The 4,339-nt window shown below is 43.3% G+C and carries 4 protein-coding genes; 1 reads left to right on the top strand and 3 read right to left on the bottom strand.

The window, feature by feature from the left end; translation table 11 throughout:
• Positions 1-1,384, bottom strand: a 1,384-nt coding sequence (gene pruA / locus ACEQ1T_RS25465; protein WP_370225344.1) for an L-glutamate gamma-semialdehyde dehydrogenase, incomplete at its 3' end; no start/stop codon positions are given.
• 218 nt (positions 1,385-1,602) lie between these two features.
• Between pruA and ACEQ1T_RS25460 the strand changes: the two genes are divergently transcribed.
• Positions 1,603-3,027 carry a sigma-54 interaction domain-containing protein gene (locus ACEQ1T_RS25460; protein ID WP_370225343.1) on the top strand — a complete coding sequence of 475 codons (1,425 nt, stop codon included), beginning with the start codon at positions 1,603-1,605 and terminating at the stop codon, positions 3,025-3,027.
• 143 nt (positions 3,028-3,170) lie between these two features.
• On the opposite strand, the gene ACEQ1T_RS25455 is transcribed toward ACEQ1T_RS25460, so the two are convergent.
• Together ACEQ1T_RS25455 and ACEQ1T_RS25450 are read right to left on the bottom strand one after the other, a co-directional pair.
• Positions 3,171-3,536, bottom strand: a complete 366-nt coding sequence (locus ACEQ1T_RS25455; RefSeq protein WP_206840401.1) for a group 1 truncated hemoglobin — start codon at positions 3,534-3,536, stop codon at positions 3,171-3,173.
• A 131-nt stretch (positions 3,537-3,667) separates the two neighbouring features.
• On the bottom strand, positions 3,668-4,339 hold a 672-nt coding region (locus tag ACEQ1T_RS25450), incomplete at its 5' end, for an SLC13 family permease (RefSeq protein WP_370225342.1).

Here is a 4,339-nt window from a genome sequence, read left to right as displayed (position 1 = left end):
CTTCGCGCGCTTTTTGGATGTGCTCACGGTTCTGCGTGATCACAGCTCCTGTTAAGCCGTACTCCGTGTTGTTGGCGATTTCAAGCGCATGGTCGAAATCTTTTGCCTTTGTGAAGCCAACAACTGGCCCAAAGATTTCTTCCTGCATTAATCGTGCATCCGGAGCAAGGTCAGCAAATACAGTCGGCTTGATGAAGAAGCCTTTCGAGCTGTCTCCCTCTCCGCCTGTCATCAGCTTGCCTTCTTCTTTGCCGATTTCGATGTAGCTCATGATCTTGTCAAAAGCGCCCTGGTCGATTACAGGACCCATGTAGTTGCTTTGGTCTTCAGGGTTGCCCTGCGTTAATTCGTTAGTCAGTTCAACCACACGGTTAAGAACCTGATCGTATACATCTTCTACTACAACCGCACGTGAACATGCCGAGCACTTCTGGCCGGAGAATCCGAAAGCAGAGGCAACGATTGAAGTAGCCGCCAATTCAAGGTCTGCTTCTTTGTCCACAACGATTGTGTCCTTACCTCCCATTTCAGCGATGACACGCTTCAGCCAGATTTGGCCTTCGTTCAATTTAGAAGCGCGCTCGTTGATGCGAAGACCTACGTCACGTGAGCCAGTGAAGGAGATGAAGCGTGTGTCTTTATGGTCAACCAAGTAGTCGCCCACTTCTGCACCGCTTCCCGGCACGAAATTCAGAACGCCCTTCGGAAGGCCTGCTTCTTCCATCACTTCAACAAATTTCGCAGCCACAACAGGTGTTGTAGAAGCTGGTTTTAATAGAACTGTGTTTCCAGCCACGATCGCTGCAACAGTTGTACCGGCCATGATCGCAAGCGGGAAGTTCCAAGGAGAAATGATGATCCCCACTCCCAACGGAATATAGTCATAACGGTTATATTCGTTCGGACGGCTGTTGACTGGAACACCGTCTTTGATTGTTAAGATTTGACGTGCATAGTACTCAAGGAAGTCAATGGCTTCCGCAGTATCAGCATCTGCCTCGTTCCAAGGCTTTCCTGCTTCCTTTGTTAAAAGAGCAGAAAACTCATGCTTGCGGCGGCGGATAATCGCAGCAGCTTTGAATAAAACATCTGCGCGTGTTTCCGGCTTCACTTTTCTCCATGTTTTGAATGCTTCAACAGCAGCCTGCATCGCTTTTTCAGCAAGCTCGCGGTTTGCCTTTGAAGCACGGCCAACTACTTCTTCTTTATTAGAAGGATTGATGGATAAGATTTTTTCATCAGTGGAGATTCTTTCTCCGCCTATTAATAAGTCATAGTCCTGTCCTAAATAGCTTTCGACTGTTTTTAATCCCAGTAAGTATGCTTCACGGTTTTCTTCTGTTTTAAAATTTGTGAAAGGTTCATGTTTGTACGGCTGTACCATGATGCCATCCCCCTTTAATAAATTCGTTTTTTATCCACCATTTTATTATGCAAGAACTGTGCCAAATATAAAAAGCTGATAAATAAGTATTTTCATAAACTGAAGGCAAAATATTTTTGCCCTTTTTAAATCACTAATAGTTATTGGTGCAAATTTTCATTGCATATATTCGAATTAGTATATACTATTGAATAAACTGCCGAGTGAAGGAGATCACAATGAATCAAAGGGAATTTGAACAGCTCCAATTGAAAAGCAAGTTCTTTCAGCGGATATTAGATGAAATTGATGTTGGTGTCCATGTAGTGAATGAGGAAGGAAGAACAACATTCTACAATAAAAAAATGGCCCAAATAGAAGGCATGGATTATGAAGATGTATTGGATAAAAATCTGCTGGATGTATTTTCTTTCAACCAAGATGAAGACAGCACCTTGCTTCAGGCGCTCAAAAATGGCAGCAAAATTAAAAATGCCAAACAAACCTATTTTAACAATAAGGGACAGGAAATCACCACGATCAATAATACTTTCCCAATTATGGAAGATGGTGAACAGATTGGCGCCATGGAAATCGCACGTGATGTCACCAAGCTTGAAAAGCTGATCAGAGAAAATATGAATAAACGCGGAGACACCCGCTATACTTTCGATAGTATTATTGGCAGCAGCGACGAAATCCATGAAGTGATTGAAGCGAGCAAAAGAGCAACCCGGACAAGTTCTTCTGTCCTGATTATCGGGGAGACCGGCACAGGGAAAGAGCTCTTTGCCCAAAGCATCCATAATGGCAGCAGCCGCTCTTCAAAACCATTTATCTCCCAAAATTGCGCTGCTCTTCCGGACAGTCTGATAGAGGGTCTTTTATTTGGTACAAAAAAAGGAGCTTTTACAGGCTCCATTGAAAGGCCAGGATTGTTTGAACAGGCAAATGGCGGGACTTTGCTGCTGGATGAAATCAATTCACTTAATCCATCCCTGCAGGCAAAGCTTTTGAGAGTTTTGCAGGAAAAAACGATCAGAAGGATTGGTGATACTAAAGACCGGGCAGTAGATGTAAGAATTATAGCAACCATTAACGAAGACCCGATTGATGCTATCTCAGAAGACCGTATGAGAAAAGATTTATATTACAGGCTAAGTGTTGTTTCCCTCTTCATTCCCCCTCTGCGCGAGAGAAGAAAGGATATCCGGGACCTTGCACAATTTTTCATAGAAAAATACAATCAGCTATTTGGTATGAATGTAGCGGAAATCGATGAAGAAGTAATGAGCAAATTCGAGCAATACGATTGGCCGGGCAATGTACGGGAACTGGAGCATATTATCGAAGGGGCCATGAATCTGATTGATCAGGAAGAAGCGATCAGCTATGTGCATTTGCCTCTTCACTTCCGAAATAAGCCTCAATTCAAGGTGGAATCGAACGAAACCGGTCATTTGGAGGATTTGCTTATACAGAAAAACAAGCCTATTAAAACACTCGAACAATATATACAGGAAGCTGAAACCTACTATCTAAAGAAAGTCCTTAAACACCATGGCAATAATATAACCCAGTCCGCAAAATCCCTTGGCATGAGCCGGCAAAACCTGCAATACCGGCTAAGAAAATACGGAGTCAGGAAAGAAACAGCTGATTGATGCTGCTTGAGATTAAAATAATAGTTTCGCAGATAAAACTAGATTTTCGAGATTAAAATCTAATTTTAGCGGATAAAAAAATATTTTCCGCAGTTATATTCTAATTTCTGCAGATAAAAAACGAAAAGCTCCCCCCAGGGAGCTTATTTGTATAGAATATCGTCCCTAAGCGCTGCAACGCGGGTCAAAGCTTCGTCGATATCCCTCTCACTCACTCCAAAGCGGGCAAGCGCATCATGCAGATGCTTGGCAATCGCGTTAAAGTGTTCGGGCTGCAGGTTCATACCTTCATGTGCTTTCGCCATGGAATTGCCTGAATATTGATTAGGACCGCCTAATGCATAGCTGATAAACTTGGATTGATGACGTTTTTGCTTAACCATGTCCGTATGTTCAAAAAACTGATTGACAGTCGGATCCTTTAATACCAGTTCCTCATAAAAATAATCAACCACTTTTTCAATGGCTTCTCCGCCGCCTGCTTTTTCGTAAAGTGTCTGTTCTGCCATAACTATCTCTCCTTTCAACAAAATGTATTCTTTGACTAACTTAAAGTCCTTATTCAAAAATCTCAACAGAGCTCCCGTTTACTTTACCCTATCACTTCCTCAAAAAACAAAAGACTCCGAAGGTCGGAGCCTTATGACGCTATTTGATCTTTTTCTTCCATTTCTTTTCGTTCCTGATCACTCATGAAAGTAATTTTGTAGCCAAGCATGGCAAAGATAATAGCCAGGATCGGCACAGTGAAATTTAAAATCGCGTAAGGGGCATATTCAAAGGGATGAACGGCCAATGTTGACATAATAAATACCGCACAAGTATTCCATGGAATAAAAACAGAAGTGACCGTACCGCCATCTTCAAGTGCCCTCGAAAGGTTTTTGGATTGCAGATTTTTATCCTTAAATGCCTGTGTGTACATTCTTCCCGGGAGCAGAATGGAAATATACTGCTCTGCAGCCGCCACATTTGTAAAGAAGGCAGATAGCACGGTAGTTGCTACTAAGCTTCTTGCCGAACGGGCCAATTTCAGTATCTGTTCAACAATGGCTTTTAGCATGCCTGTCTGCTCCATAACTCCGCCGAAGGCCATCGCCACAATCGTAAGGGACACGGTGTACATCATATCGTCAATGCCGCCTCTATTGAAAAGCTCGTCCACCATTGTGTTTCCTGATTCAATCGAAAAGCCGCCCTGTAGAGTGTTGACGGCATCCCCCACAGCACCGCCCTGGACAAAAATATGGCATAGCCAGCCAAGGAAGACACCAACCGCAAGCGCTGGAAGTGCAGGCACCTTTTTTGCCAC

Origin of the sequence: Cytobacillus sp. (assembly GCF_964223445.1) — a bacterium.
GTDB lineage: Bacteria > Bacillota > Bacilli > Bacillales > Cytobacillaceae > Cytobacillus.
This window is presented reverse-complemented; position numbering and strand designations above follow the sequence as displayed.

Coding starts and splice junctions, on each gene's coding strand:
- ACEQ1T_RS25460 (WP_370225343.1), top strand. CDS start 1,603: ATGAATCAAAGGGAATTTGAACAGCTCCAATTGAAAAGCAAGTTCTTT.
- ACEQ1T_RS25455 (WP_206840401.1), bottom strand. CDS start 3,536: ATGGCAGAACAGACACTTTACGAAAAAGCAGGCGGCGGAGAAGCCATT.